25 protein-coding genes are annotated in these 25888 nt (G+C 68.2%); 17 read left to right on the top strand and 8 right to left on the bottom strand.

The window, feature by feature from the left end:
- The first annotated feature begins 294 nt into the window (after nucleotides 1-294).
- Together glgP and DAT37_RS04995 are read left to right on the top strand one after the other, a co-directional pair.
- The gene (glgP, locus tag DAT37_RS05000; protein ID WP_109523522.1) at nucleotides 295-2862 is read left to right on the top strand and encodes an alpha-glucan family phosphorylase; all 2568 of its coding nucleotides are present in this window, start codon (nucleotides 295-297) and stop codon (nucleotides 2860-2862) included.
- Nucleotides 2863-2921: 59 nt separating this feature from the next.
- Complete coding sequence (locus DAT37_RS04995; RefSeq protein ID WP_109523493.1) at nucleotides 2922-4283, top strand: NCS2 family permease; 1362 nt, start codon at nucleotides 2922-2924, stop codon at nucleotides 4281-4283.
- Nucleotides 4284-4329: 46 nt separating this feature from the next.
- Here DAT37_RS04995 and DAT37_RS04990 read toward each other — a convergent pair whose 3' ends face one another.
- From DAT37_RS04990 to DAT37_RS04980, 3 genes are all read right to left on the bottom strand, one after another.
- Nucleotides 4330-5040: a methyltransferase domain-containing protein gene (locus DAT37_RS04990; protein WP_232839523.1), complete on the bottom strand. Its 711-nt coding sequence runs from the start codon at nucleotides 5038-5040 to the stop codon at nucleotides 4330-4332.
- Between the two features lie 197 nt (nucleotides 5041-5237).
- Nucleotides 5238-7277 carry an ATP-dependent DNA helicase gene (locus DAT37_RS04985; protein WP_109523492.1) on the bottom strand — a complete coding sequence of 680 codons (2040 nt, stop codon included), beginning with the start codon at nucleotides 7275-7277 and terminating at the stop codon, nucleotides 5238-5240.
- A gap of 68 nt (nucleotides 7278-7345) precedes the next feature.
- Complete coding sequence (locus DAT37_RS04980) at nucleotides 7346-7909, bottom strand: nicotinamidase (protein WP_109523491.1); 564 nt, start codon at nucleotides 7907-7909, stop codon at nucleotides 7346-7348.
- Nucleotides 7910-8005: 96 nt separating this feature from the next.
- Here DAT37_RS04980 and DAT37_RS04975 point away from each other — a divergent pair, with 96 nt between their 5' ends.
- Nucleotides 8006-8233, top strand: coding sequence for a hypothetical protein (locus tag DAT37_RS04975; protein WP_109523490.1), 228 nt, complete (start codon nucleotides 8006-8008; stop codon nucleotides 8231-8233).
- Nucleotides 8234-8389: 156 nt separating this feature from the next.
- On the opposite strand, the gene DAT37_RS04970 is transcribed toward DAT37_RS04975, so the two are convergent.
- Nucleotides 8390-9703, bottom strand: a complete 1314-nt coding sequence (locus DAT37_RS04970) for a nicotinate phosphoribosyltransferase (protein WP_109523489.1) — start codon at nucleotides 9701-9703, stop codon at nucleotides 8390-8392.
- 133 nt (nucleotides 9704-9836) lie between these two features.
- On the opposite strand from DAT37_RS04970, the gene clpS reads away from it, so the two are divergent.
- The 10 genes from clpS (at nucleotide 9837) to rdgB (ending at nucleotide 17141) form a co-directional block, all read left to right on the top strand.
- Complete coding sequence (gene clpS, locus DAT37_RS04965; RefSeq protein WP_109523488.1) at nucleotides 9837-10157, top strand: ATP-dependent Clp protease adapter ClpS; 321 nt, start codon at nucleotides 9837-9839, stop codon at nucleotides 10155-10157.
- Nucleotides 10158-10202: 45 nt separating this feature from the next.
- Nucleotides 10203-10772: an oxidative stress transcriptional regulator AosR gene (gene aosR, locus DAT37_RS04960; protein ID WP_109523487.1), complete on the top strand. Its 570-nt coding sequence runs from the start codon at nucleotides 10203-10205 to the stop codon at nucleotides 10770-10772.
- Between the two features lie 259 nt (nucleotides 10773-11031).
- On the top strand, nucleotides 11032-12054 hold the full coding sequence (locus DAT37_RS04955; RefSeq protein ID WP_109523486.1) for a P1 family peptidase: 1023 nt from the start codon (nucleotides 11032-11034) through the stop codon (nucleotides 12052-12054).
- A gap of 191 nt (nucleotides 12055-12245) precedes the next feature.
- Nucleotides 12246-12668, top strand: a complete 423-nt coding sequence (locus DAT37_RS04950; RefSeq protein ID WP_109523485.1) for a Mov34/MPN/PAD-1 family protein — start codon at nucleotides 12246-12248, stop codon at nucleotides 12666-12668.
- Between the two features lie 71 nt (nucleotides 12669-12739).
- Nucleotides 12740-13012: a MoaD/ThiS family protein gene (locus DAT37_RS04945; RefSeq protein WP_109523484.1), complete on the top strand. Its 273-nt coding sequence runs from the start codon at nucleotides 12740-12742 to the stop codon at nucleotides 13010-13012.
- 8 nt (nucleotides 13013-13020) lie between these two features.
- The gene (locus DAT37_RS04940; protein WP_109523483.1) at nucleotides 13021-13983 is read left to right on the top strand and encodes a PLP-dependent cysteine synthase family protein; all 963 of its coding nucleotides are present in this window, start codon (nucleotides 13021-13023) and stop codon (nucleotides 13981-13983) included.
- Nucleotides 13984-14107: 124 nt separating this feature from the next.
- Nucleotides 14108-14848: a rhomboid family intramembrane serine protease gene (locus DAT37_RS04935; RefSeq protein ID WP_109523482.1), complete on the top strand. Its 741-nt coding sequence runs from the start codon at nucleotides 14108-14110 to the stop codon at nucleotides 14846-14848.
- 69 nt (nucleotides 14849-14917) lie between these two features.
- Entirely contained in the window at nucleotides 14918-15682 is a 765-nt protein-coding gene (locus DAT37_RS04930) for a cyclic nucleotide-degrading phosphodiesterase (protein ID WP_198654098.1), read from the top strand.
- A 77-nt stretch (nucleotides 15683-15759) separates the two neighbouring features.
- A complete protein-coding gene (gene rph, locus DAT37_RS04925; RefSeq protein ID WP_109523480.1) occupies nucleotides 15760-16533 on the top strand; it encodes a ribonuclease PH in 774 nt (257 codons plus the stop codon).
- Entirely contained in the window at nucleotides 16530-17141 is a 612-nt protein-coding gene (rdgB, locus tag DAT37_RS04920) for an RdgB/HAM1 family non-canonical purine NTP pyrophosphatase (RefSeq protein WP_109523479.1), read from the top strand. The genes rph and rdgB overlap by 4 nt, the downstream gene beginning before the upstream one ends.
- Nucleotides 17142-17223: 82 nt before the next feature.
- Here rdgB and DAT37_RS04915 read toward each other — a convergent pair whose 3' ends face one another.
- From DAT37_RS04915 to DAT37_RS04900, 4 genes are all read right to left on the bottom strand, one after another.
- Nucleotides 17224-17571 (bottom strand): DUF3817 domain-containing protein, encoded by a 348-nt coding sequence (locus DAT37_RS04915; protein WP_109523520.1) that lies wholly within the window; start codon nucleotides 17569-17571, stop codon nucleotides 17224-17226.
- Between the two features lie 44 nt (nucleotides 17572-17615).
- A complete protein-coding gene (locus DAT37_RS04910; RefSeq protein WP_109523478.1) occupies nucleotides 17616-18062 on the bottom strand; it encodes a transcriptional regulator in 447 nt (148 codons plus the stop codon).
- A gap of 97 nt (nucleotides 18063-18159) precedes the next feature.
- Entirely contained in the window at nucleotides 18160-19035 is an 876-nt protein-coding gene (locus DAT37_RS04905) for an oxidoreductase (protein ID WP_109523477.1), read from the bottom strand.
- Between the two features lie 120 nt (nucleotides 19036-19155).
- A complete protein-coding gene (locus DAT37_RS04900) occupies nucleotides 19156-20559 on the bottom strand; it encodes a lipase family protein (RefSeq protein WP_232839522.1) in 1404 nt (467 codons plus the stop codon).
- A gap of 76 nt (nucleotides 20560-20635) precedes the next feature.
- Here DAT37_RS04900 and DAT37_RS04895 point away from each other — a divergent pair, with 76 nt between their 5' ends.
- The 4 genes from DAT37_RS04895 (at nucleotide 20636) to DAT37_RS04880 (ending at nucleotide 25682) form a co-directional block, all read left to right on the top strand.
- On the top strand, nucleotides 20636-21361 hold the full coding sequence (locus tag DAT37_RS04895; protein WP_109523476.1) for a TetR/AcrR family transcriptional regulator: 726 nt from the start codon (nucleotides 20636-20638) through the stop codon (nucleotides 21359-21361).
- 147 nt (nucleotides 21362-21508) lie between these two features.
- Nucleotides 21509-23551 (top strand): MDR family MFS transporter, encoded by a 2043-nt coding sequence (locus DAT37_RS04890; RefSeq protein WP_109523475.1) that lies wholly within the window; start codon nucleotides 21509-21511, stop codon nucleotides 23549-23551.
- A 66-nt stretch (nucleotides 23552-23617) separates the two neighbouring features.
- On the top strand, nucleotides 23618-24268 hold the full coding sequence (locus DAT37_RS04885; protein WP_109523474.1) for a PadR family transcriptional regulator: 651 nt from the start codon (nucleotides 23618-23620) through the stop codon (nucleotides 24266-24268).
- Between the two features lie 208 nt (nucleotides 24269-24476).
- Complete coding sequence (locus tag DAT37_RS04880; RefSeq protein WP_109523473.1) at nucleotides 24477-25682, top strand: FAD-dependent monooxygenase; 1206 nt, start codon at nucleotides 24477-24479, stop codon at nucleotides 25680-25682.
- Nucleotides 25683-25888 lie beyond the last annotated feature (206 nt).

The following is a 25888-nucleotide window of genomic DNA, read 5'->3' as shown; positions in this document are numbered from 1 at the left end:
CAGCGGGCCGTACGGACGTGATCAGCGGCCCGGCGGGCTCGCACCCGGTGCCCGACGGCCGGTCGGACGCTTCGCCGTGCGCGCGTCCGTCGACCAGGGGTGACCAGGGGCGTTTCGCCGACCGCGAGGCAGGTACTCGTCGGTGTCCGGCGGCGGCGGCAGGGCGTCCGGCTTACCGGGAGCGAACCCGCCGCCGACCGGTATTCGCTCCCGGCCGACGAGGCGTCTGGCGCGCGCGAGTGACCTGCGTCGCCGGGAGAGAGGGGTAGTCGAATATTCGGTATGGTTCGCCTGGTGAAGGCACTTCGTCGTTTCACCGTCCGTGCCCATCTGCCCGAGCGACTCGCGGCCCTGGGTGAACTCTCCACGAATCTGCGCTGGTCATGGCACTGGCCGACGCAGGATCTGTTCCGTGAACTGGATCCGGCACGCTGGCGCGACGTCGGCCACGACCCGGTCAGGATGCTGGGCGAGGTGCCCGCCGCGCGGTTGGACGAGTTGGCCGCCGACGCGGACTACACCCGTCGGGTCGACGAAGCCGCCGCCGATCTGCGCGGCTACCTGGACTCGCCGGGCTGGTTCCAGCGAACCGAACCCGGGGTGCGCGGCATCGCCTACTTCTCGATGGAGTTCGGCGTCACCGAGGTACTGCCGAACTACTCGGGCGGTCTCGGCATCCTGGCGGGCGATCACCTCAAGGCGGCCTCGGACCTCGGGCTGCCGCTGATCGCGGTCGGGCTGCTCTACCGGTCCGGTTACTTCCGTCAGTCGCTGTCGGCGGACGGCTGGCAGCTCGAGCACTATCCGGCGCTCGACCCCCAGGGCCTGCCGCTGCGTCTGCTCACCGCCGACGGTTCGCCCGTGCTGGTGCACGTGGCGATGCCGGATCAGCGGGTGCTGCGGGCCAGGGTATGGATCGCCCAGGTGGGGCGGGTGCCGCTGCTGCTGCTGGATTCCGATATCGCGGAGAACGATCCGGAACTGCGCGCGGTCACCGACCGGCTCTACGGCGGCGACCAGGATCATCGCATCAAACAGGAGATTCTGGCCGGGGTGGGCGGGGTGCGGGCGGTTCGTGCCTATACCAACGCCCAGGGTCTGCCCGATCCCGACGTCTTCCACATGAACGAGGGACACGCGGGGTTCCTCGGCGTCGAACGGATCCGCGAATACGTCGCGGCCGGACTCGATTTCGACACCGCGCTGGCCGCCGTGCGCGCGGGCACCGTCTTCACCACCCATACACCGGTGCCCGCGGGCATCGACCGATTCCCGATGCCGCTGGTGCGCCGCTACTTCGGCGGCGGGCACGGCGAATCGGAATCCGCGCTGCTGCCGGGACTCTCGGTGGACCGGATCGTGTCGCTCGGGCGCGAGACCGATCCCGAATTCTTCAACATGGCGCATATGGGTCTGCGACTCGCCCAGCGTGCCAACGGTGTGTCGAAGTTGCACGGCGAAGTCAGCCGTTCGATGTTCTCCGCGCTGTGGCCCGGATTCGACGCGTCCGAGGTGCCGATCGGATCGGTCACCAACGGTGTGCACGCCCCCACCTGGGCGGCGCGCGAATGGCTCGACAAGGCGCGTGAGCACGTCGGCGCGGAACTGGTGGAGGAGGCGCGCGGCTGGGAACGGCTGCGTGACGCGCCGTTGGGCGAACTCTGGTCGACCCGCAACACCCTGCGCGCCACCCTGATCGAGGAAGTGCGCCGCCGGGTGCGGGCCTCCTGGCTCGAACGCGGCGCCGCCGAGGCCGAATTGGGCTGGGTCGACCAGGTTTTCGATCCGAACGTGCTGACCATCGGATTCGCGCGCCGGGTGCCGACCTACAAGCGTCTGACGCTGATGCTGCGCGATCCGCAGCGGCTGCGGTCGCTGCTCCTGGATCCGGAACGACCGATGCAGCTGGTGGTGGCGGGTAAGAGTCATCCGGCCGACGACGGAGGCAAATCGCTGATCCAGCAGGTGGTGCGGTTCGCCGACAACCCGGAGTTGCGCCACCGGATCGTCTTCCTGCCCGATTACGACATGTCGATGGCCCGCTACCTCTACTGGGGATGCGATGTGTGGCTGAACAATCCGCTGCGCCCGCTCGAGGCCTGCGGTACCTCCGGCATGAAATCGGCACTCAACGGCGGACTCAATCTCTCCATCCGGGACGGCTGGTGGGACGAGATGTACGACGGGGAGAACGGCTGGGCGATCCCGACCGCCGACGGGGTGTCCGACGAACATCGGCGCGACGATCTGGAGGCGGCGGCGCTCTACGAACTGCTCGAACGCACCGTCGCACCCCGTTTCTACGATCGCGACGACCAGGACATGCCGGTGCGCTGGGTCGAAATGGTCCGCCACACCTTGCAGACCCTCGGCCCCCAGGTGCTCGCCTCCCGCATGGTTCGCGACTACGCCGTGCAGTACTACGCGCAGGCGGCCGCCGCCTATCGCGCGGCCACCGATGACGAATTCGCGGGCGCGCGTACCGTTTCCGACTATCGGCGGCGCGTCGAAGCCGCGTGGCCCTCGGTCAAGGTGGTCAACGTCGACAGCGCGGGCCTGCCGGACACTCCCGTCATCGGGGCCGAGCTGTCGTTGACCGCGCGGATCGATCTCGGTGGTCTCTCGGTCTCCGATGTCGCGGTGCAGGCCGTCCTCGGTCGCGTCTCCACCGCCGACGATCTGTCCGACACCACCGTGGTCGCGATGTCGCACGTCGGCTCGGATTCCGGGCTGGAACTCTTCTCGGTGCGGACGCCGGTTCCGCTGTCGGGCGCGGTCGGCTACACGGTCCGGGTACTGCCGCACGACGAGTTGCTCGCCTCGGACGCCGAACTGGGTCTGGTGGCGGCGCCGAACGCCTGATCCGGACGCGACGCCGGACGGATCACCGTCCGGCGAATCGTCGGCTACCGTGAGAGATCATGGCCACCGATGTGCTGACCCGTACCCGCGGTCGCGTCGACGCGTACTTCGGCGTCAGCGAGAACGGTTCCACCATGCGGCGCGAGCTGATGGCGGGAACGGTGACGTTCCTCGCCATGTCGTATGTGCTCGCGGTGAACCCCGCCGTACTCGGGGACCAGGGCGCGCTCGGCGACAAGGGCATCCCCATCCAGGCGGTATTCACCGCCACCGCGGTCGCCGCGGTCTTCGGCACCCTCGTGATGGGGCTGTGGGCCCGCTATCCGATCGCACTCGCGCCGGGAATGGGGCTCAACGCCTTCTTCGCCTATTCGGTGGTGCTGGAGATGGGCATTCCGTGGCAGGTCGCGCTGTCGGGGACCTTCATCTCCGGCGTCGTGTTCTTCGTGCTCGCGGTCACCAAGGTCCGCGAGCGCATTCTGAACGCGATACCGATGCCGATGAAATTCGCGGTCGGCGCGGGTATCGGCATGTTCGTCGCCTTCCTCGGGTTGAAGAACGCGGGCATCGTGGTCAACAGCGACGCCACCCTGGTCACCCTCGGTGATTTCACCGCGGGCACGACCCTGCTCGCCCTGTTCGGTCTGCTGGTCACCGTGGTCTTCCTGGTCATCGGATGGCACGGCGCGGTGCTCTACGGCATCGTGCTGACGGCCGGACTCGGCATCGTCACCGGTCTGGTCGACCTGCCGGACGGGATCGCCGCGATGCCGAAGGGACTCGATCAGACCTTCGGCCAGGCCATCGCGCACCTCCCCGACGCCTTCACCGCGCAGATGGCCGTCGTCATCCTGACCATGCTCTTCGTCGACTTCTTCGACTGCGGCGGCACCCTGATCGGCGTCGCCAACCAGGCGGGCCTGCTCGACGAGGACGGCAAACTGCCGCGCGCGGCCAGCGCGTTCGCCGCCGATTCGGTGGGCACCATGGCGGGCGCGGTCATCGGCACGTCGACCACCACCGCGTATGTGGAATCGACCGCTGGCGTTTCCGCGGGCGGCCGGACCGGATTGACGGCGATTTCCACGGCCGGATGGTTCCTGCTCGCGACGTTCTGCTACCCGGTGTTCGCGGTCGTGGCGGGTTCGCCGGAGATCACCGCGCCCGCGTTGATCGTGGTCGGCGTCCTGATGTCGCGGGCGCTCGGCGAGATCGATTGGAACCGACTCGAGTATTCGATACCCGCCTTCATCACCGTCGTGATGATGCCGCTCACCTATTCGATCGCCAACGGCCTGGCCATGGGCATGCTGTTCTATCCCGTCGTGATGGTCGCGAAGGGGCGCATCAGGGAAGTCCATCCCGCGATGTGGGTGCTGACGGTGGTATTCCTCGGCTACTTCTTCTTCCTGGCCGAATAGGGGTTCCCGGTCACATGGCCGGACCCGCCGGCGCCGGGGATCGGCGTCAGCTCCCGCCGGGAGCGTGGAGCACCAGCAGTGACGTCGCGCCGTGGTGGAACTCGTATTCGGTGGTGCGAAGACTCGTTTCGATCCCCTTGTCGCGCAGTTCCTTTCGAATATAAGTCAGCAGCTCGTCCTGCGGCCGACCGAGGTTGTCGACCAGCGGGTAGAGCCGGGTTTCGCCGCTCGCGACCCGTGACAACTCGAGGAGCGCCGCCACGTGGAATTCGGCGTCGAGGCGATCGGCGTAGCTGAACAGCAGGTGCGAACTGAGGACGAGGTCGAAACTGTTGTCGGCGAAAGGCAGTGAGGGCAGGCTCGCGGCGATGTAGCGGTGCGAGTTGGTGGTGATGTCGGTCCCGAATCCGGCCGCGGCGGCGGCGCGCATCGCGTGATGCCGGTCGGGTGAGCCGTACCAGTCCCACAGGTAGCCGTCGCGATGCGCGCGCGTCCACGCGCTCGCGCGATCGGTCTCGGTGACTGCCAGCGCACGCAGCTCGGCGGGCGGGCGGGCGTAGATCGGATCCGCGGCGGTGACATACGCGCCGAGTTCGCTCGCCTCGGCCGTGAAACTCGCCGCTCCGCCGGGGCAGTCGAGAATCCTGCGGTCGCGCAGTTCGGTGTCGGTGAGCGCGAAGATTGCCCGGTATTCATCCAAAGACCTTGCGCTGATCAGGAATTCGCCGAGCACATCGGCGTCGGGTGGGTGCTCCATCCGGACACGCTCTCACGTGCGGCCCGAGTGCGAAAGGGAATATGCGATAGCGATCCCCGCGCCGCGTGCAGGGCGTGGCGCGGGGATGGCCGACATCTCCGACGCGGGCCCTGCGGATCGCGCCGGAGCATCGAGGTCGAATCTACTTCTGCGCGGAAGCGAATGGAGGGAGGGGCGCGCGGTGTGTCGGCTGGGATTCAGTTCGCCGTCAAGCGCTGGAGCGCCTTGACGACCACCTCCGGGTTCGCGGTCTCCCAATAGGGCGGCAACGACGCGCGCAGGTACCCGCCGTATCGTGCTGTGGCCAAACGGGAATCGAGGATCGCGACCACACCGCGATCATCGACGCTGCGCAACAGGCGTCCCGTGCCCTGTGCGAGCAGCAGGGCCGCGTGATTCGCCGCGACGGCCATGAATCCGTTCCCGCCGCGCGATTCGACCGCGCGCTGGCGCGCGGTCAGCAGCGGATCGTCGGGCCGGGGGAACGGAATACGGTCGAGAATCACCAGACTCAGCGACGGCCCGGGAACGTCGACGCCCTGCCACAGTGACAGCGTGCCGAACAACGAGGTCTCCGGATCGTCGGCGAATTTGCGCACCAGCGCCCCGGTCGAATCGTCACCCTGACACAGGATGGGTGTGTCGATCCGCTCGCGCAGCGCCTCGGTGGCGGCCTTGGCGGCGCGCATCGAGGAGAACAGCCCGAGGGTGCGCCCACCGGCCGCGGTGATGAGTCGCTCGATCTCGTCGAGGTAGGCGGGGGCGAGGCCGTCGCGGCCGGGCGCGGGCAGGTGTTTGGCGACGTAGAGGATTCCGGATTTAGCGTGGTCGAACGGCGAGCCGACGTCGAGAGAACTCCAGCGCACCGTGTCGGCGTCCGATGGCGCCTCGGCGCCGTTCGCGGCACCGGTGTCCGAGCGCGCCGAGGAGCGAGCGGGCAGGCCCCAGGTGATCGCGAGTCCGTCGAAGTTGCCACCGATCTGGAGCGTGGCCGAGGTCAGCACCACCGTCGCGGTGCCGAACAATCGGGCGCGCAACAGTCCGCCGACCGAAAGCGGGGCCATCCGCAGCGTTTTACGCGCCACGCCGCGGATATCGTCGGCGGCCAGCCAGATCACGTCGCGGCGCGCGGCCGGATCGGGTTCGTCGAAGGCGGTGAGCGCGCGCACCGCGCTGTCGTGCACTTCATCGATCGCGGCCAGGGCCTGTGTGCGGGCGGCAGCGGCGTCCTGATCACCCTGGGCGCTGGTGCTGCCCGGCGGATTCAGGGCCGTGCGGGCGTTCCACGCGGCGTCGCGAACCAGCGCGAGCGCCGGGGCGACGCCGTTGGGCATCGTGTCCCACCGGGCGGCGGGAAGTTCGTCGAGGATTTCGTGCCAGGCCTCGGCCGCGCCCTCGAGTCGATCGACTTCGCGTTCATCGATGAGCTTGGTGCAGCGCCGGGCGGCCGCGCTGATAGCGGCGGGCGCCAACTCGGCGGTGGCCACGCCGGTGACACGATCCACGAGTTCGTGCGCCTCGTCGATGACGACGACATCGTGTTCGGGCAGGATCTGGATTCCGCTGATGGCATCGATCGCGAGCAGGGCGTGATTGGTGACCACGATGTCGGACTGCGCGGACTCGGCGCGCGCGCGTTCGGCGAAGCAGTCCTGACCGAACGTACAACGCGATTTGCCGAGGCATTCACGGGAGGACACGCTGACCTGCCGCCAGGCCCGATCGGTCACGCCCGGGGCGAGTTCGTCGCGGTCGCCGGTCTCGGTGTCGGAAGCCCATTCGTTGAGCCGCTGCACCTCCCGACCGAGCCGGGAGATGGCGAAGGCGTCGAAGAGTTCGGCCTCGGCGGGCTCCTCCGGCAGCACGCTGTTGATCTTGTTCAGGCAGAGATAGTTGTTGCGGCCCTTGAGGATCGCGAATTTCGCCTGCCTGCCGAGTTTGCCGCTCAGCGCGTCGGCGAGCCGGGGCAGGTCGCGGTCGACCAACTGCCGTTGCAGGGCGATCGTCGCCGTCGACACGATGACGGTGCGTCCGGTGCGGACCGCGTGCCGCAGACTCGGCACGAGATAGGCGAGGGATTTACCGGTGCCGGTCCCCGCCTGCACCGCGAGGTGTTCCTTGGTATCGATGGCGTGGTCGACCGCCGTCGCCATCGTCACCTGCCCGTCGCGTTCCTTACCTCCGAGCGCCTGCACGGCGGTGGACAACAGCTCCGGGACGGACGGCAGTTCGGGCACGCGAGCAGCCTACTGCGCGGCACCGACACTGTCGGCGGACCGGCCCCGTCGCTTCGCGAACGGCCGCGCTATCCGATCGTGCCGGACAGCACGATCCCGGCGGCGCGGAGCCGGTCGAGCGCGTCGGCGGTGGTCGCGGGGGAGACGCCCGCGGTGAGATCGAGCAGCACCCTGGTGTCGAACCCCGCCGCGTTCGCGTCCAACGCGGTGGCGCGGACACAGTGATCGGTGGCGATCCCGACGACGTCGACCTCGCCGATATCCCTGGCGCGCAACCAGTCCGCGAGCGTCGCGCCGTCGGCGGCCGCGCCCTCGAAACCCGAATAGGCGGCGGAGTACTCGCCCTTGGAGAAGATCTCCTCGATCGGCGCGGTATCGAGATTCGGATGGAATTCCGCGCCCGGCGTGCCGACGCGACAGTGCGGCGGCCACGAATCGACATAGTCGGGCTGCTCGGAGAAATGCGCGCCCGGATCGATGTGGTAATCGCGGGTGGCGACGACGGCGGCGTAGTTCGCGCCGGTCAGATAGTGGCTGATGCGTTCGGCGACGGCGCTGCCGCCCGTGACGGCGAGCGAGCCGCCCTCGCAGAAGTCGTTCTGCACATCGACGATGATCAACGCCCGATTCATGACGCATTACCTTTCGCCCGGTGTAAACGAAGACTACGCCGCGAGGCTATTACCTTGTGCCGCCGTTCAGTCGGTGGGCGAGGCAGAGGAGGCTTCATGAGCAAGAACACGGTGCGGATCCTGGCCGCCGTCGTGATCGGCTACGGCGCGTACGTCACGATGGGATGGATGCTCGGGGTGCGCCCGGACAGCGTCATCGATTGGATGCTGTCGGCGGCCAAGGGCTTCCTGTTCGTCGGTGTCGCCGTCTACGTGGTGATACTGGCGGGCAAACGCAAACAGCGGGCGCGCGAGGTGAGCGAGTCGGATAGGGCGACTCCGTGACCACGGCCAGAATCGGGGCGGGTTTCGCGGCGTACTGGGCCGTGTTCGCCGCGTTGTCGTTGTCGCTCGCGAATTTCGGTTGGGTGGTCACGATGATCGGACTGGGCGCCGTCGCCCTGGTCGGCGGTGGCGCGGCGCAGTGGTGGTGCGGTCTGCTCAGCCCACGAACGTCGTCGGGACGGCGGGCTCGCCCGCGGACAGTTTCAGCCCCTCCCACGGCAGGCTGACCAGCCCGCGCGCGACCAGATCGCGGCTCTCGGTCAGCGTCGGCAGATTGTCGAGCACCTCGCCCGCGCGGACCAGTGGCACCTGGAGTTCGCGGACGTCCGACCCGCCGGGGTCGGGTTTCGGGCTCCCCGCGGGATAGATGATCTCCTCGATGATCGTCCCGGTCGAGCGCGCGAGCCGTACGGCCTTCTTGGTACCCCCGCGCGACTCCTTGTGACTGCTGCGCTTGGCGACCGGAACGCCGTCGACCTCGACGAGTTTGTAGACCATGCCCGCGGTCGGCGCACCGGATCCGGTGACCAGCGAGGTGCCGACGCCGTACACGTCGACCGGTTCGGCGCGCAGCGCGGCGATGGCGTATTCGTCGAGATCGCCGGAGACCACGATGCGGGTCGACGTCGCGCCGAGCGCGTCGAGTTGATCCCTGACCTGGCGCGCCAGCACGCCGAGATCGCCCGAGTCGATGCGCACGCCGCCGAGGCGCGGACCGGCCACCTCGACGGCCGTCGCGACGCCGCGAGTGATGTCGAAGGTGTCGACGAGCAGCGTCGTCCCGACGCCGAGCGCGGCGACCTGACTGCGGAACGCCTCGGCCTCGTGCGCCCCGTCCGCGCCGCTGTGCAGCAGCGTGAAGGCGTGCGCGCTGGTGCCCGCGCCGGGGATGCCGAAATTTCGTACGGCCTCCAGATTGGAGGTCGCGTCGAATCCGGCCAGATACGCGGCCCGCGAACTCGACGGCGCGGCCAGTTCGTGGGTGCGCCGCGATCCCATCTCGATCATCCGCCTGCCCGCGGCCACGCTGACCATCCTCGCCGCCGCCGAGGCGATGGCGCTGTCGTGGTTGAGCACCGACAGGGCGAGGGTTTCGAGGAGGACGCATTCGGCGAAGCTGCCGCGCACCGACAGGACCGGCGAGCCGGGGAAATACAGCTCGCCCTCCCGGTAGCCATCGATATCGCCGGTGAAGCGGTAGTCGCGCAGCCAGTCGACGGTGCGTCGATCGAGGAACGGGGCGACGACCTCGAGTTCCCGCTCGCCGAAACGGAACCGCGGCAGGGCGTCGAGCAGTCGGCCCGTACCGGCGACGACGCCGTAGCGGCGGCCGTTGGGCAATCTCCTGGCGAACACCTCGAAGGTGCAGCGGCGGTGCGCCGACCCGTCGGCGAGGGCGGCGGCCAACATGGTCAATTCGTACTGATCGGTCAGCAACGCGGTGCTGGCGAGGTCGTCGCGGATCTCCACCCGAGCAACTGTAGACAGCCGACACCCGGTGCGGGGATCGACGCGGAGGTGGTGCCGCTACCGGTTCGCTGACCCGTGCGGAGGTGGCGGGACGGGTGTTGTGGATCGGGGGGTGAGTCGTACCCTGGACATCATGGGCTTGTGCGAAACAGAAGCAACGCTGTCGGCGGCACAGGCGACTCCGGAGACGGTGGAACACACCGAGATCCTGGAGGCGGAAGACCGTCCGTGGGTGACGGTGGTCTGGGACGACCCCGTCAACCTGATGCATTACGTCACCTACATCTTTCAGAAGCTCTTCGGCTACACCAAGGCGAAGGCGACCGAATTGATGCTGCAGGTACACAACGAGGGCAAGGCCGTCGTGTCGTCGGGTTCGCGCGACAAGATGGAGCAGGACGTGCGCAGGCTGCACGCCGCGGGTCTGTGGGCCACCATGCAGCGGGACGACTGAGCGTAAGGACTACCCTCGACGGCGTGCCGAACTGGAGCGTGCGCCGTGCGTAAGTGGAGCAGGAAGAACTCACTGGGCGGCCTCAAGTTGCGATCCGAGATGGACGCGCGCGAGGCCGGTGTACTGCGGTCGCTGGTCGGCGCGGTGTCCGGATTGCTCACCGAGCGAGCCCGGTCGGCCCCCGACGACGAACTCGCCGCCCTCACCGGATTGCGGACCGGCAACACCGTCCCGCCCGAGGATCCCCGCCTGCACCGGCTGCTGCCCGATTTCCATCGCAGCGAGCCCGGCTCTCCCGACGCCGACCGCGCCGACCTCAACAGCGCGCTGCGCGGCCTGCACGAGCCGGAGATCATCGACAGCAAACTCGCCGCCGGATCCGTGGTGCTCGAGACCGTCCCCAGCGACGGCGGCAAGATCGTTCTCACCCCGGAACAGGCCGACGCCTGGTTGACCGCGCTGACCGACGTCCGCCTGGCCCTCGGCACCGTCCTCGGCATCGACGCCGACACCCCCGAACAACTCGACCCCGACGACCCCCGAGGCCCCCACCTCGACGTCTACCACTGGCTGACCTGGATGCAGGACTCCCTGCTCCAGGCCCTGGCCCCATAGCCATGGCCCGCCCCAGCCACACGCTCCCCAGCGGGCCCGACGTGCTCGGTGCACCCAGCGGACCTCGCACACCGGGCCCGCTCGGCCCACCCGGCGAGATCCAGCCCCAGCCCAGCGCCCCCGGCGCGAGCCCGACGAGCGCCCGGTTCGCGGCCGTCTCGCGCCCGAACAGCCGAAGCGCATGCGCCGAAGGTGCGAGTCTCGGCTGTTCGGGCGCGAGACATAGGGGCCGCGGACCACGCGGCCCCGGCCGCAAAAAATGCTGACCGGGCTGCTTGTCGGTCACCATCACGTCATCGACGCCGATGCCGCGCTCGGTTCCGGTGCGGCGACCGGGTGCACCGTGGTGCGCGCACCCGGTGGTGCGACGGCGGCGGTCGATGTGCGCGGCGGTGGCCCTGGAACCAGGGAAACCGATCTGCTCGACCCGAGTAATACTGTGCGCCAAGTGCATTCGATCCTGCTGACCGGCGGCAGCGCCTACGGATTGGCTGCCGCCGACGGCGTGATGCGGTGGTTGGAGGAGCACGGCGAAGGCATTCCGATGGACCCGTCCGACGCGAGCCGGGTGGTGCCGATCGTGCCGGGCGCGGTGATCTTCGACCTTCCGGTCGGCGGGTGGGACGTGCGGCCGACCGCCGATTTCGGGTACCGGGCCGCCGCTTCGGCATCGACGGATTTCGCGCGGGGTTCGGTGGGCGCGGGCGTCGGTGCGCGCGCCGGTTCGATCAAGGGCGGGATCGGCAGTGCGAGCCTGGTGCTGGAGGACGGTCCGGCCGCGGGGGTGACGGTGGCTGCGCTGATCGTCGCGAACCCGGTCGGCTCGGTCTTCGATCCGCGTACCGGGCTGCCGTGGGGTGTCGGCACCGATGGACCGGAGTTCTTCGGCCTGCGCCCGCCGACGAAACGACAGTTGGCGAAGGCGAACGCGCTGCCGGTGAAGGGCACGGTGCTCAACACCACGATCGGCGTGGTCGCGACCGACGTCGCACTGGATCCGAGCGGCTGTCGCCGCATGGCGATGACCGCGCACGACGGTCTGGCCCGTGCCATCCGTCCCGCCCATTCGCCGCTGGACGGCGACACCCTCTTCGCGTTGTCCACCGGGGCGGTGGTGCCGCCGTCGGTACCGGTACCGCCCGCCTTCCCGGCGGATCTGCTGATCCTGGACGCGGTGTGCACGGCTGCGGCGGTCTGCGTCGAACGCGCCGTGGTCGACGCGATCCTGCGCGCGGTCTCGGTCGCCGACATCCCCGCCTACACCGATCTGTTTCCGCGGTGAACTTTCCGCCGACCCGCCGGCCGGTACACCGTGCTCGCGAAGTGACGTGGCCCTCGGAAACGGGTACCGGGGGAGCGCGGGCGGGGAATAGCCGAATATTCTGACTCGTTGTCGATGGCGAATACGTCGGCAGTGTGTGCCGGTCGGCGGCGTGCCGATACGGCGGTGTGCCGACCGTGGAAGGGTGACTCGTGCTGGTGATCAAGGCCGACCTCGTCGAGGCGATGGTGGCGCACGCCCGGGCCGACCATCCGGACGAGGCGTGCGGAATCATCGCGGGCCCGGACGGTTCGGATCGCCCGCAGCGTTTCGTCGCCATGATCAACGCCGAGCGTTCGCCGACCTTCTACCGGTTCGACTCCGGCGAACAGTTGAAGGTCTGGCGCGCGATGGACGACGCCGACGAGACGCCGGTGGTGATCTACCACTCGCATACCGCCACCGAGGCGTATCCGAGCCGCACCGATATCTCCTACGCCTCCGAGCCCTACGCGCATTACGTGCTGATCTCCACCCGCGATCCGGAACAGCACGAGCTGCGCAGCTACCGGATCGTCGACGGGGAGGTCACCGAGGAACCGGTGCGGATCGTCGACGCCTACGACCCCGAATAGCAGCTCGACCGGTGCAGTCGGGCCGGTGTGTTCAACCCAGTGGCCAGTACGGTCGAAATCGAGGAGTACCCATGTCGGTAACCGTGTCCATCCCGACCATCATGCGCGGCCTCACCGGAGGCGAGAAGCGTGTGCAGGCCGACGGCGCGACATTGTCGGCGCTGATCGAGAACCTGGACGCCAACCATCCCGGACTGGCCGAGCGCCTGCTCAAGGACGGCAAGCTGAACCGCTTCGTCAACATCTACGTCGACGACGAGGATGTGCGTTTCACCGGCGGTCTCGCGGCCGAGGTGCCCGAGGGCGCTTCGGTGACCATCCTGCCCGCCGTCGCCGGAGGCTGATCGCCGCCGTGGCGCGCTACGAATCGCTGATCGCGACCCTCGGCGACACCCCGCTGGTCGGGTTGCGCACGCTCTCGCCCCGATGGGACGGCGAGGATCACGTGCGGTTGTGGGCCAAACTCGAGGACCGCAATCCCACCGGGTCGATCAAGGACCGGCCCGCACTGCGGATGATCGAACAGGCCGAGGCCGACGGTCTGCTGACCCCCGGCTGCACGATCCTGGAGCCGACCAGCGGAAACACCGGTATCTCGCTGGCGATGGCGGCCAAGCTCAAGGGGTACGCGCTAGTGTGCGTCATGCCGGAGAACACCTCGGTCGAGCGCAGGCAGCTGCTCACCATGTTCGGCGCGCGAATCATCGATTCCCCGGCGGCGGGCGGATCGAACCAGGCCGTCGCGCTGGCCAAGGAGATCGCGGCCGAAAACCCGGACTGGGTGATGCTGTACCAGTACGGCAATCCCGCCAACGCGCTCGCGCACTACGAGACCACGGGCCCGGAGATTCTCGCCGACCTGCCCGAGATCACCCATTTCGTCGCGGGTCTCGGCACCACGGGCACGCTGATGGGAACCGGCCGATTCCTGCGCGAGAAGGTGCCGGAGATCGAGATCGTCGCAGCCGAACCCCGCTACGGGGAACTGGTCTACGGGCTGCGCAATATCGACGAGGGTTTCATCCCGGAGCTGTACGACGAGTCGGTATTGACCACTCGGTTCTCCGTCGGTCCCTTCGACGCCGTCAAGCGGACCCGCGAATTGGTACTGGAAGAGGGGATATTCGCCGGAATCTCCACCGGCGCGATCCTGCACGCCGCGCTCGGCGTGGCCCGTAAGGCGGTCAAGGCGGGTACTCGGGCCGATATCGCCTTCGTGGTCGCGGACGGCGGCTGGAAATATCTGTCGACCGGCGCCTACGACGGCACCTTGGAAGAGGCCGAGGAACGCCTCGACGGCCAGCTCTGGGCCTGACCGATCCTTGCGACACGCCCGCGCGATCGCCGCGCGGGCGTGTTGTCGCACTATCCGGCGGGATTCGTCCCGGTCGGTACCCTCGAAGGACAGCGCAGGATCCGCGCTCACGAGGAGGTATGCCATGACCGGGGGTGCGGGGCAGGGGTCGTCCTTCGACTCCGATCGGATCGCGGCACTGCGTGCCCGGTTCTCGACACCGGGCGGCACACCGCCGGTACCGGTAGCGCCGACGGGCCCGGCGCGGCCGCGTGGTTTCGCCGCCGCGGGACAGCCGTGGTTCCGTGCCGCCGCGCTGATCTGCGGATTCGTCGTTCTGCTCTATGCCATCGAGGGCGTCGACCAGATCGGGGGCGGTGATCTGGACGCGGCCGGTATCGAGCCGCGCGAGGTCGACGGGCTGTCCGGCATCGTCTGGGCCCCGGTGCTGCACGGCGGCTGGGATCACCTGATGAGCAACACCCTGCCGCTGCTGATCATGGGTTTCCTCGTCCTGCTCTCCGGTGTCCTGCGCGGGCTCGCCGCCACCGGGATCATCTGGCTCGTCGCCGGGGTCGGCACCTGGCTGACCGGCGCGGACAACAGCGTGCACATCGGCGCGTCGTCGCTGGTCTTCGGCTGGTTGACCTATCTGATCTGTCGCGGGTGGTTCGCGGGCAACGTCCGCCACATCCTGATCGGTATCGGGGTTCTTTTCGTCTACGGATCGCTTTTGTGGGGCGTGCTGCCCGGGCCACCTGGAATATCTTGGCAGGGGCATCTTTTCGGGGCGATGGGTGGAGTGTTTGCGGGCTGGGTACTCTCTGGTGATGCACGCCGAAAACGTCGCGGGGATCAGTCCGGAGTCATTGCGTCGCCACGGTGAGAGTGCGGCCCGCTCAGGAATTTGGGGGATCCTTTCGTGACCGAGAATTCGTCGTGGCAGCATGAGGGAATGCGCCTTACCGTCCTCGGGTGCTCGGGCAGCGTGTCCGGCCCGGACTCCCCAGCGTCGGGATACCTGTTGAGCGGTCCGGGCATGTCACCGGTCGTCATCGATTTCGGCCCCGGTGTTCTCGGCGCGCTCCAGCGTCACGCCGACCCGGGTGAGGTCGATATCTTCCTCACCCACCTGCACGCCGATCACTGTCTGGACCTACCGGGTCTGCTGGTGTGGCGGCGCTACCATCCGACTCCGCCGGTGGGGCGCGCTATCGTGCGCGGTCCGTCGGACGCGGCGGTGCGCATCGGCAACGCGTCGGCCGAGGTCGGCGGCGAATGCGACGACTGGTCGGATGTGATCGACCATCGGGTGTGGCGCGAGGGGGAGACGGTCGAATTCGGTCCGGGCCACACGGTCACGGCCCGCCGGATGTACCACCCGCCGGAATCCTACGGATTGCGGTTCGTCACCGCCTCGGGGCGCGTATTCGTCTACACCGGCGATACCGCGATGTGCGAGTCGGTACACGAATTGGCGCAGGGAGCCGACATTCTGATGTCGGAGGCGTCCTGGACCCACGATCCGGCCAATCGCCCGCCCGGAATTCACCTTTCGGGAACCGAGGCGGGGCTGATCGCGGCCGAGGCGGGCGTCAAGGAATTGCTGCTCACCCATATTCCGCCGTGGACTTCTCGCGAGGACGTGATCGCCGAGGCGAAGGCGGTGTTCTCCGGTCCCGTGCACGCGGTCGCACCGGGTGAGATGTTCGATATCTGACCGCCGCTGTCCGGTGAGATATCCGGGGGCGTGGCGTGCCGCAGGCGCGAAAGATATCAACCAGTACGCTTACCCCCGTGTCGAGACGAGCCGATGGCAGGGCGGACGATGAGCTCCGCGAGGTACGGATCACCCGTGGATTCACCACGCATCCAGCCGGTTCGGTGCTGGTGGAATTCGGGCAGACGCGGGTGATGTGCACCGCGAGCGTCAACGACGGCGTGCCGCCGTGGCGGCGCGATTCCGGACTCGGCTGGCTCACCGCCGAATACGCGATGCTGCCCGCCGCCACCCACACCCGCTCCGGTCGGGAATCAGTGAAGGGCAAGGTCGGTGGTCGCACCCAGGAGATCAGCAGACTGATCGGGCGTTCGCTGCGGGCCTGCATCGATCTGGCGGCCATCGGCGAGAACACCATCGCCATCGACTGCGACGTACTCCAGGCCGACGGCGGTACTCGCACCGCGGCCATCACCGGCGCGTATGTCGCGCTGGTCGACGCGGTCACCTATCTCGCGGCCGCGGGCCGCCTGGCCGATCCGCAGCCGATCTCGTGCGCCATCGCCGCGGTCAGCGTCGGCGTCGTCGACGGCCGTGTCCGTTTGGACCTACCGTACGAAGAGGATTCGCGCGCCGAGGTCGATATGAATGTGGTCGCCACCGATACCGGCACCCTGGTCGAGGTGCAGGGCACCGGCGAAGGCGCGACCTTCCCGCGTTCCACGCTGGACAAACTGCTCGATTCGGCGCTCGCGGGCTGTGATCACCTGTTCGCCGTGCAGAAGGAAGCTCTGGCCCTGCCGTATCCCGGCGTCCTCCCCGAACCCGCCGAGACCTCGAAGAAGAGATGATGACCCGCGTTCTGCTCGCCAGTCGTAATGCGAAGAAACTGAAGGAATTGCGTCGCATCCTCGAGGTCGCTGGTGTCGTTGGGATCGAGATCGTCGGACTCGACGATGTGCCGCCCTACGAGGAGGCTCCCGAGACCGGGGCGACCTTCGAGGAGAACGCGGTGGCCAAGGCGCGCGACGGTGCCGCCGCCACCGGATTGGCTTGCGTGGCCGACGATTCCGGTATCGAGGTGGACGCGCTCAACGGGATGCCGGGCGTGCTGTCGGCACGCTGGTCGGGCGGCCACGGCGAGGACGGGGCCAACAATGCCCTGCTGCTGGCCCAACTCGGTGATGTCCCCGACGAGCGACGCGGTGCGCGTTTCGTCTCCACCTGCGCGCTGGTCGTGCCCGGCGGCCGGGAGACCGTGGTGCGCGGTGAATGGCCGGGGTCGATCAATCGCGCTCCGGTCGGCGACGGCGGATTCGGTTACGACCCGCTGTTCGTCCCCGACGGCGCGACGGTGACCGCCGCCCAGTTGACGCCCGCCGAGAAGGACGCGGTCTCCCATCGCGGCCGTGCCCTGAAACTGTTGCTGCCCGCGCTCGCGGCGCTGGCCGAGGACTGAGCCCGGCGGGCGCGGGTAGGGGCGTCGCCGACGACCCGGTCCCGCGCTCGTTACCGCGAGGCCTGCTGGAACCGCTGACGCCTCACAGGGCGAAGTCCCGCTTGACCTTCTTCGCGTTGAGATGTTCGACGTAGAACGAGAGCAGCGGGATGGTGCCCGCGACGAGGGTGCCGACGGTGCGGCCGATCGGCCAGCGGACCTTGACGGCGAGGTCGGCGGTGAGCAGCAGGTAGACGAAGTACACCCAGCCGTGGACCACGGCGATCCAACTGGGGGTGTGCACGTCGAAGCCGTATTTGGCGATCATCTCGCCGGTCAGCAGCAACAGCCAGAGGCCGGTCACCCAGGCGAGCACGCGATAGCGCAGCAGCGCGCTCGCGATCTTGGCGGTTTTCGCGCCGGTGGCGGGGGTCTCGACGGCCTTGTCCAGGGTCGGGGTGGAGGCGGTGGCCTCGGTGGCGTTCTCGCTGGCGCTCAACCGGCGCTCCTCTCGGTGTCGCGAGCGTCGAGGCCGGCCTTACGGACCTGGACGTCGATATCGTCGGCGTGCAATTCGGCCAGGTATCGGTTGTATTCGGCCAGTACCGGGTCTTCGGAGCGGGCGGCGGTCGGCCGCTCGGGCAGGATGCCCGCGGGGATCTCACGCGGAGCCGCTTGTTTCATCCGTGTCCGGGTGGACGCCGCGTCGGCCGGTTCGTCGGCCTCGCGTTCCAATCGGACGAACCGGAAATAGGCGAAAACCGCGAATCCGGCGAACAGCGGCCATTGCAGCGCGTACCCGAGATTCTGTCCGGTTCCGCTGGCCGACTCGAACCGTTCCCACTGCCACCAGCCCAGCGCGAGGCAGGCGAGCGCGGCCACGATCACCAGGGTGATGAGGGCCGGGCGATTGTGTGCCGAGCGGCGGGGAGGAGCGGACACGGCTACCACGGTACCCGTCTACTACGCGGGCCGTAGGACCAGGTGGTGCGGTCGAGCGCCGTCCCGCGGGCGAGCGGGACGGCACTGCGGGTCCGCCTCAGAATTTGTAGGTGACCCCGGTCATGCGTTCGGATTCCTCCCACAGCCGCGTCCACAGCTCCCGGTTCTTGGAGAGCTTGGTCGACGGCGACGCTTCCACCGGTCCCTGGCTCTGCATCAGCCGGGTCGGACCCCAGTAGGTCTCGGGGTCGGCGTCGGGAACGGTCGCGGCGAACAGGGTCGAATGCGCCGCCTTCGCCGGAGCGTGGCCGATGAGCCGGATGAACGGTTTGCTGATCCGATCGACCACGGTTTCGGTGCGGGTGAACAGATCGGTCGCCGAGACGCCGGGGTGCACACCGTAGGAGCGTTTGGCGGAACCGGCTTCGCCCAGCCTGCGCTGAAGTTCCCTGGCGAACATGAGGTTCGACAGTTTCGCCTGCGCGTAGGCGAGATTGCGCTGGTAGCGACGGTTCTCGTAATTCAGGTCGTCGATCCACAATTTCGGGGTCTGCTTGTGGGCGATACTCGCCAGTGTGACGACCCGGTCGCCGATGCGGTCGAGCAGCAGCCCGGTCAGCGCGAAATGGCCGAGGTGGTTGACGCCGAATTGGGTTTCGAAACCGTCCTTCGTGCGGGTGAACGGGACGTTCATCAGGCCCGCGTTGTTGATCAATACGTCGAACTCGGCGGTGTTCTCGGCGAATTCACGCACCGAACCCAGATCGGCCAGGTCGAGCGCGGCCGTACGCACATCACCCGGTATCGCGTCGGCGACCTGCTGGGCCTTGGCCGCGTTGCGGCAGGCCATGATGACGGTCGCCCCCTTGGCCGCCAGCACCTTGGTGGTTTCGGTGCCGAGGCCGCCGTTCGCACCGGTGATCACGAAGGTGCGCCCGGTCTGATCCGGGATCTCAGTAGGTTTCCACGCCATGGCCGCAACCTTACTCTGGAGTAAGTTCTGGGGGAAGTGGCGAAATGCGGACCCGCACGCACCATACGCCGCGGGTAGGTCGTTTCCGCGCCGAAACGACCTACCCGCGCCGTCGGAATATCAGCGGCCCGCGCCGATCGGCGCTCCGAACGCCGCGGCCAGCGTCACGCCGACGACCTCTTCCCAGACCCGCCAGGTGTCGCCGTCCAGCATCATCGACCCGACGTCACTGGTCGAACAGCCCTGCGCCACCGGCACCCCCGCGAAGCGGTCCCGCAACCACAGCAGCGCGCTCGGCGCGCCGATGGGATCGAGGGTGAGATGTTCGCTGAAGTGGTCCCGGATGTACCGCACCCGCGCCGTCGGGTCCGCGCAGTAGGTGTCGACGAGGGTGTTCACCGGGCCGACCGGGATCAGCCAATCCATATTCGCCTGGAACATGAACATCGGCATATCCGGAACCTGCTGTCCCATGCGAGTTTTCGCCAGGGTGTCGACCACGCCGGGATCGCTGAAAGGGTCGGCGTCGAGCATGCCGAGATTGTCGCCGAACGGGAAGAGCGCCGATTGGTAACTCGCGCACAATTGGTCCTTGGCCGCCAGCATGAAACGGCCGAGGGGCGTCGAATGACGCTCGAGGAATTCGCGAAGCGCCGGGTATTCGCGCGAGACGCCGACCACGCCCGCCATGATCAACCCGGAGGAGAGATTCCGGTTGGCCAATTTCAACGCCGCCGACAGATCCGCTGGAATGCCGCCCTCGGCCGCGCCGACGATATTCAATTCCGGCGCGTAACTCTGTTTCAGTTCGGCGGTGTGGCCGGTGGCGATGGCGCCGCCGGAATAACCCATGAGTCCGACCCTGGTGTTGTCGCCGGGCAGTCCCATCGGCGCGAAATCCTGTGCGGCGCGAATGCCGTCCAGGGTGATCCGCCCGGCCAGCGGACCGGCGGCGTAGGCGGAGTCGGGGCCCTGGTGGTCGGGGACGACGACCGCCCAGCCCTGGGCGAGCGCCGCCTGGACTTCGAGGAATTGCGCGGCCACCAGTATCGATCCGGTGAGGGGAGCCGGGATGGATCCCATCTGTAGCTGGTAGGAGGGCATGCAGTAGTTGCCGGTCGAGTCCTCGGCGATCTGATACGACAGCAGCGGCCGGTCGGGCATGTCGCCGCGCGGCTTGATCACCGTCGCGACGGCGGCGATCGGTTCACCCCCGGTGTCGGTCGACCGATAGGAGAGCTGCCAGGCGTCGATATTGACCGGGAGCAGCGACAGGTTCGCCAGATTCACCTGGCGTGCCGCGATCAGCTGCCCCGGCTCCAGATCGGCGAATCTGTCGGCGGCGGGACGGTAGAAGGCGGGATCGAAACCCGGCGGCATCGGCGGGATGGGGAAGGCGGGCGGGGGTGCGATCGCCGGGGCGTCCGGCGCCGGATCCGCCGCCGCCGAGGTGGCGAGGACGAACGGCAGACAGGCCGCGAGGGCGACCGAGAGGGTCAGCAGCTTCGATGCGTGCTTTGCCAAGGGTGAACCTCTTCGTTCCGCGGGCCGAGTAACTGAGCCCGATTGGTTTCAGAATGAAGGCGAGTATGCACCGAACATGACCTCGATCACAACCACCGTCACGACGCCGATCCCCGTCGTTCCCGATGAGAGGTGCGCGCGCCGCTGGGGATACCGTGGATGGGTGACGATCGTGGGCAGGCAGTACGGCGGACGCGCCGTCGCCGAACGGAAGGCCGAACGTCGGCTCCGCTTTCTGGAGGCGGCCACCCGGCTGTTCGCCGAGCGCGGGTACACCGACTGTTCGCTCGCCGACGTGTGCGCCGCGGCCGGACTGTCGAAGCGGCAGTTCTACGAGGAGTTCGAAACCAGGGAAGACGTGCTCGTCGCGGCCTACGACCGCATCCAGGACGAGGCCGCCGCCGCGGTAGTCGCCGGCCTGTCGGAACTCGATCCGCGCATGGACCCGCACGCGGCGATGCACGCGATCATCTCCGCCTACGTCGGTTCGATCGGCGCCGACCCGTATCGGGCCAAGGTCGCCTTCATCGAGGTCGTCGGGGTGAGCGAGCGGATGGAACAGCATCGCCGCGAACGCCGACACGCCTGGTCCGCGGTCATCGAATCGACGGTGGTGCCGATCGTCGTCCCCGGCGGACGTGTGCGCGGCGCGCCGGGGCTGGCGTCGACGGCGTTGATCGGCGCGATCAACGGACTGACGCAGGAATGGTTGCTCGCCCGGCCCCGGCCGCCGGTCGACGCGCTGGTCGAGTTGCTGGTCCCGGTCGCCGTCGCCCTGGTCGAGAGCCCGGACCGGATCTAGGGCAGGCGCACCCGAGCCGCCGAGCCGCCTACGGGTGGCCGATCCTCGCCCGAGGGCGGTCGAACCGCGCCGATCGTACCGGGAACCCGCCGTTCGCTACCGTGTCGCTGGACACGGTAGCGGGCAGCATCCGACCATACTGGCCCAATGACCGGTGCAGTTGCTGTCGCCGAAAAACCCGCTCCGACTCCGTTGACGGGCGCGCGGAGAAATATCGTCTTCGCGACGATCGTGCTCGGCATGTTGATGGCCGCGCTGGATCAGACCATCGTCTCCACCGCGCTGCCGACGATCGTCGCCGATCTCGGCGGGGCCGGGCACATGGCCTGGGTGGTCACGTCCTACCTGCTGGCCGAGGCCGTGGCGACGGTGCTCGCGGGCAAACTCGGCGATCTCTTCGGCCGCAAACTGATCTTCCAGCTCAGCGCCGTGATCTTCATCGCGGGCTCGATGGTCGCGGGGCTGTCCAACGGCATGCTGCTGCTGATCGTCGCGCGTGCCGTGCAGGGCATCGGGGCGGGCGGTCTCATGGTGACGGCGATGGCGCTGATCGCCGACATCATCCCGCTGCGCGAACGCGGCAAATATCAGGGCGCGCTCGGCGCGGTCTTCGGCGTCACCACGGTCATCGGACCGACTTTGGGCGGGCTTTTCACCGATAACGCGAGCTGGCGCTGGTGCTTCTACGTCAACGTGCCGGTGGCGGTGCTCATGATCGTGATGGCGGCGCGGACCATCCCGCGTGTGCGGGCGCAGGCCAAGCCGATCATCGACTACGCGGGCATCGGCCTGGTCGCGCTCGGTGTCTCGGCCCTGATCCTCGGACTGGAATGGGGTGGGCAGGAGTATCCGTGGGCCTCGTGGCAGATCATCGGTCTCTTCGTCGTCGCCGTCGTATTCCTCGCCGCCTTCGTCGCGGTGGAACTGCGGGCTGTGGAGCCGATGCTGCCCATGAAATTGTTTCGCAGCAATGTGTTCACGGTCTGTTCGATCCTGAGTTTCATCGTGGGATTCGCGATGCTCGGCTCGATGACCTACCTGCCCGCGTACCTGCAATACGTGGACGGTGTCTCGGCCACCATGTCCGGACTGCGCACGCTGCCACTGGTGGCCGGGCTGCTGGTCACCTCCATCGTGTCCGGGCAGGTGGTCGGTGTGACCGGGCGCTACAAGATCTTCCCGATCGTCGGCACGGCGGTCATGGCGCTGGGGTTGTATCTGATGTCGACGATGGGCCGTGGCACCAGCGTGTGGCTGGAATCGCTCTACATGCTCATCCTCGGTCTCGGGATCGGCCTGGCGATGCAGGTGCTCACCATCGTCGTGCAGAACACCGTGCCCTACGCCGACCTCGGTACGGCGACATCGGGTGTCACCTTCTTCCGAACCCTCGGAAGTGCTTTCGGCACGGCGATTTTCGGAACGCTCTACACGAGCAGGCTGACCCCGGGGCTGTCCGACGCGCTCACCGAGGTCGGGGTGGTGCCGCCCGAGGTCGCCACGAATCCGGAGGCCCTGCGCAATCTGCCCGCCGAACAGGCCGCCCCGATCATCGACGCGTACGCCGACGCCGTCGACTTCGTCTTCCTGTGGGTCGTTCCGGTCGCGCTGCTCGGTTTCGTGATCGCGTGGTTCCTGAAGGAGGTGCCGCTGCGCGACAGCGCGCGGGTCGGCGCCGGCGATGTGGGCGAGGGTTTCTCGGTGCCGAATACCTCCGACCGGGTCGCGCTGCTGGAGCGTTCGGTGTCCTCGACCATGCGTCGAGCGCGCCGGTCCGGTCCCGTCATGCCGCGCATGCTGGCGGACGCGGGCAGCGGATTGAGCCGCGGCGAGGCATGGGCGGTGGGACAGGTGTTCCTGCACAACAAGATTCGGGGGACCGCGCGGCTGGAGACGATCGCCGTCGCGCATCGGGTACCGGACGAGGTGATCGAGCCGATCTTCCTGAAGGTGATCGGCGGCGGGCTCGTCGACGCCGAGGACGGCTATCTGCGGCTGACCCCGGCGGGTCAGGCCGAGGTCGACCGGGTGGAAGCCGCGTGGCGGAGCTGGCTGAGCACCAGGCTCGACACCTGGGACGATCGCGACCCCGTCGACCGGGCGCTGCTCGATCAGGCATTGCGCAATATCGCGACCAAACTCCTGAAAGAACAACTGCACGAGGAAGATACGACCAGCGTCGGGACATAGCCGCGTTCGCTCCGCTTGTGCCCATATACTCGTGGACGTATATTCGTAGACGAGTAGGGAGGGTTCGTGGCGAAGAAACGCAAGGTCGGCAATCTGCTGGCGCTCGCGGTGCTCTCGGTGAGCGTCGAAGGGCCGATGCATCGCTACGAAATCGCCTCCAAGCTGCGAGAACGCGGCAAAGACCGCGATATGGACATCAAGTGGGGCTCGCTGTACACCGTCGTGCAGAACATGGAGAAGGCGGGCTTCCTCGAGGTTGTCGGCAGTGAGCGCGACGGCGCGCGGCCCGAGCGCGTGATCTATCGGATCACCGACGCCGGTCGTGCCGAAATGTCGGACTGGGCAAGGGAACTGATCGCCTCGCCGCAACCCGAACCGGCTCGCTTCACGGCCGGACTATCGGTCGTGGGCACGCTGCCGCCCGACGAGGTCGTCGATCTGCTCGGTGAGCGGATCGCCGCGCTCGAACAGGCGATCACGACGGGCCGAGCCGAACTGGCGGCATTGCGGGCCGCCGCGCTACCCCGGCTTTTCGTCATCGAATCCGAATACGGCATCGCGATGCTGGAGGCGGAGGCGGAGTGGGCGCGTTCCTGGCGCGCCGAACTCGTCGAAGGAACCTTCCCCGATATCGGATTCTGGCGGCACATGCACGCCGAGGGCATCGACCCCGGCGAGGTCATCGACGCGGTGGAGAGGGGGATGACACCGGAGTAGACCTCGGAGCACCGAACAGAAACCGCCCGGCGACGCCCGGGCGAAGACCGAGGCCCGGCGGGGTGCGGCAACACCGCCGCCGAGCCTGATCGAACCGTCTCGAACCGTGCCCGCGCGAAGCGCACCCGGCCACGAGGCTGGCAACCACAGGATAACCGGGTGGTGCGCGCGACGGTTCGGGGAATTCACCGAACCCTGGGAGACACCCATGTCCACCACCCGTACCGCACTGGTGATCGGCGGCGGCATCGCCGGACCGGTCGCCGCGACCGCCCTGTCCAAAGCCGGTATCGAACCCCGCGTCTACGAGGCCTACCCCGGCCCGTCCGACGGCATCGGCAGCGGGCTCGCCCTGGCCCCGAACGGCCTGGCCGCCCTCGACGTCATCGACGCGGGCGATCCGGTGCGCGCCATCGCCACCCCGGTGTCGCACACGCGACTGTCCATGAACGGCAAGATCCTGGCCCTGCCCGGCCTGGCCGATATGCCGCCGTTGCAGGTGGTCGATCGCGCCGAACTGCACCGCACCCTGCACGACCACGCGCGCGCCGCGGGCGTGGCCTTCGAATACGGCAAACGACTGGTCGACGTCGACGAGGGCGCGCACGGCGTCACCGCGCGCTTCGCCGACGGCACCACCGCCACCGCCGACGTGCTGATCGGCGCGGACGGTATCCGGTCGACGGTGCGCCGACTGATCGATCCGCAGGCGAAAGGACCGGATTACACCGGCATGCTCGGCTTCGGGGCGCTGACCGAATGCGATCTCGACGTCGAGCCCGACACCATGACCTTCGCCTACGGCAAACGGGCGTACTACCTCTACTGGCGTCACGACGACCGCCGGGTCGCCTGGGGGGTGAACCTGCCGCACAAGCGATACCTCTCGCTCACCGAGGCCCGCGCGATCCCGGCCGAGCACTGGCTGCGAATCATCCGGGAGAGCTACGGCGAGGACACACCCGGCGGCGAACTCGCGCGGCGCACCACCGCCGAGCAGTTGGAGACGGTCGGCGCGCTGCACATCATGCCGCCGGTACGGCACTGGTATCGGGGCCGGATGGTGCTGGTCGGCGATTCGGTGCACGCGCCGTCCAACAGTTCGGGGCAGGGCGCGTCACTGGCGGTGGAGAGTGCGGTGCAGGTGGCGCGCTGCCTGCGTGACCTGCCCGATCCCGGCGCCGCCTTCGCCGCGTACGAGGCGCTGCGCCGCGATCGGGTGGAAGGCGTGGCCAAGCGGGCGGCGCGGATCAACCACAGCAAGACCCCGGGGCCGGTCACCCGCACGATGATGACCCTGCTGATGCCGTTGATGACCAGGACGGTGATGGATCCGGAGAAGACGATGGGGCACGAACAGCGCTATCGCATCGACTGGGACGCACCGGTCCAGCCGGAGCCGACACCGGTGTAGCGAGGGTGGCTTCGGGGGGTGGCGCGCGCGCCACCCCCTAAGTCGTGTCAGGAGAAACCCCAGGTAGGAGCGGTTCGGGGGTGACCCCAGGGTGGGGATTCGGTAACCCTCGGAGGGTCGGGGGACAGCACTGGGGTTCCTGTCGACGGAGGTCTTTCCGGAGGAGATTAGAGGCATACCGAGAACGACACGAGAAACTCTCCTAA

Source organism: Nocardia aurea, assembly GCF_003123685.1.
Lineage (GTDB): Bacteria > Actinomycetota > Actinomycetes > Mycobacteriales > Mycobacteriaceae > Nocardia > Nocardia aurea.
This window is presented reverse-complemented; position numbering and strand designations above follow the sequence as displayed.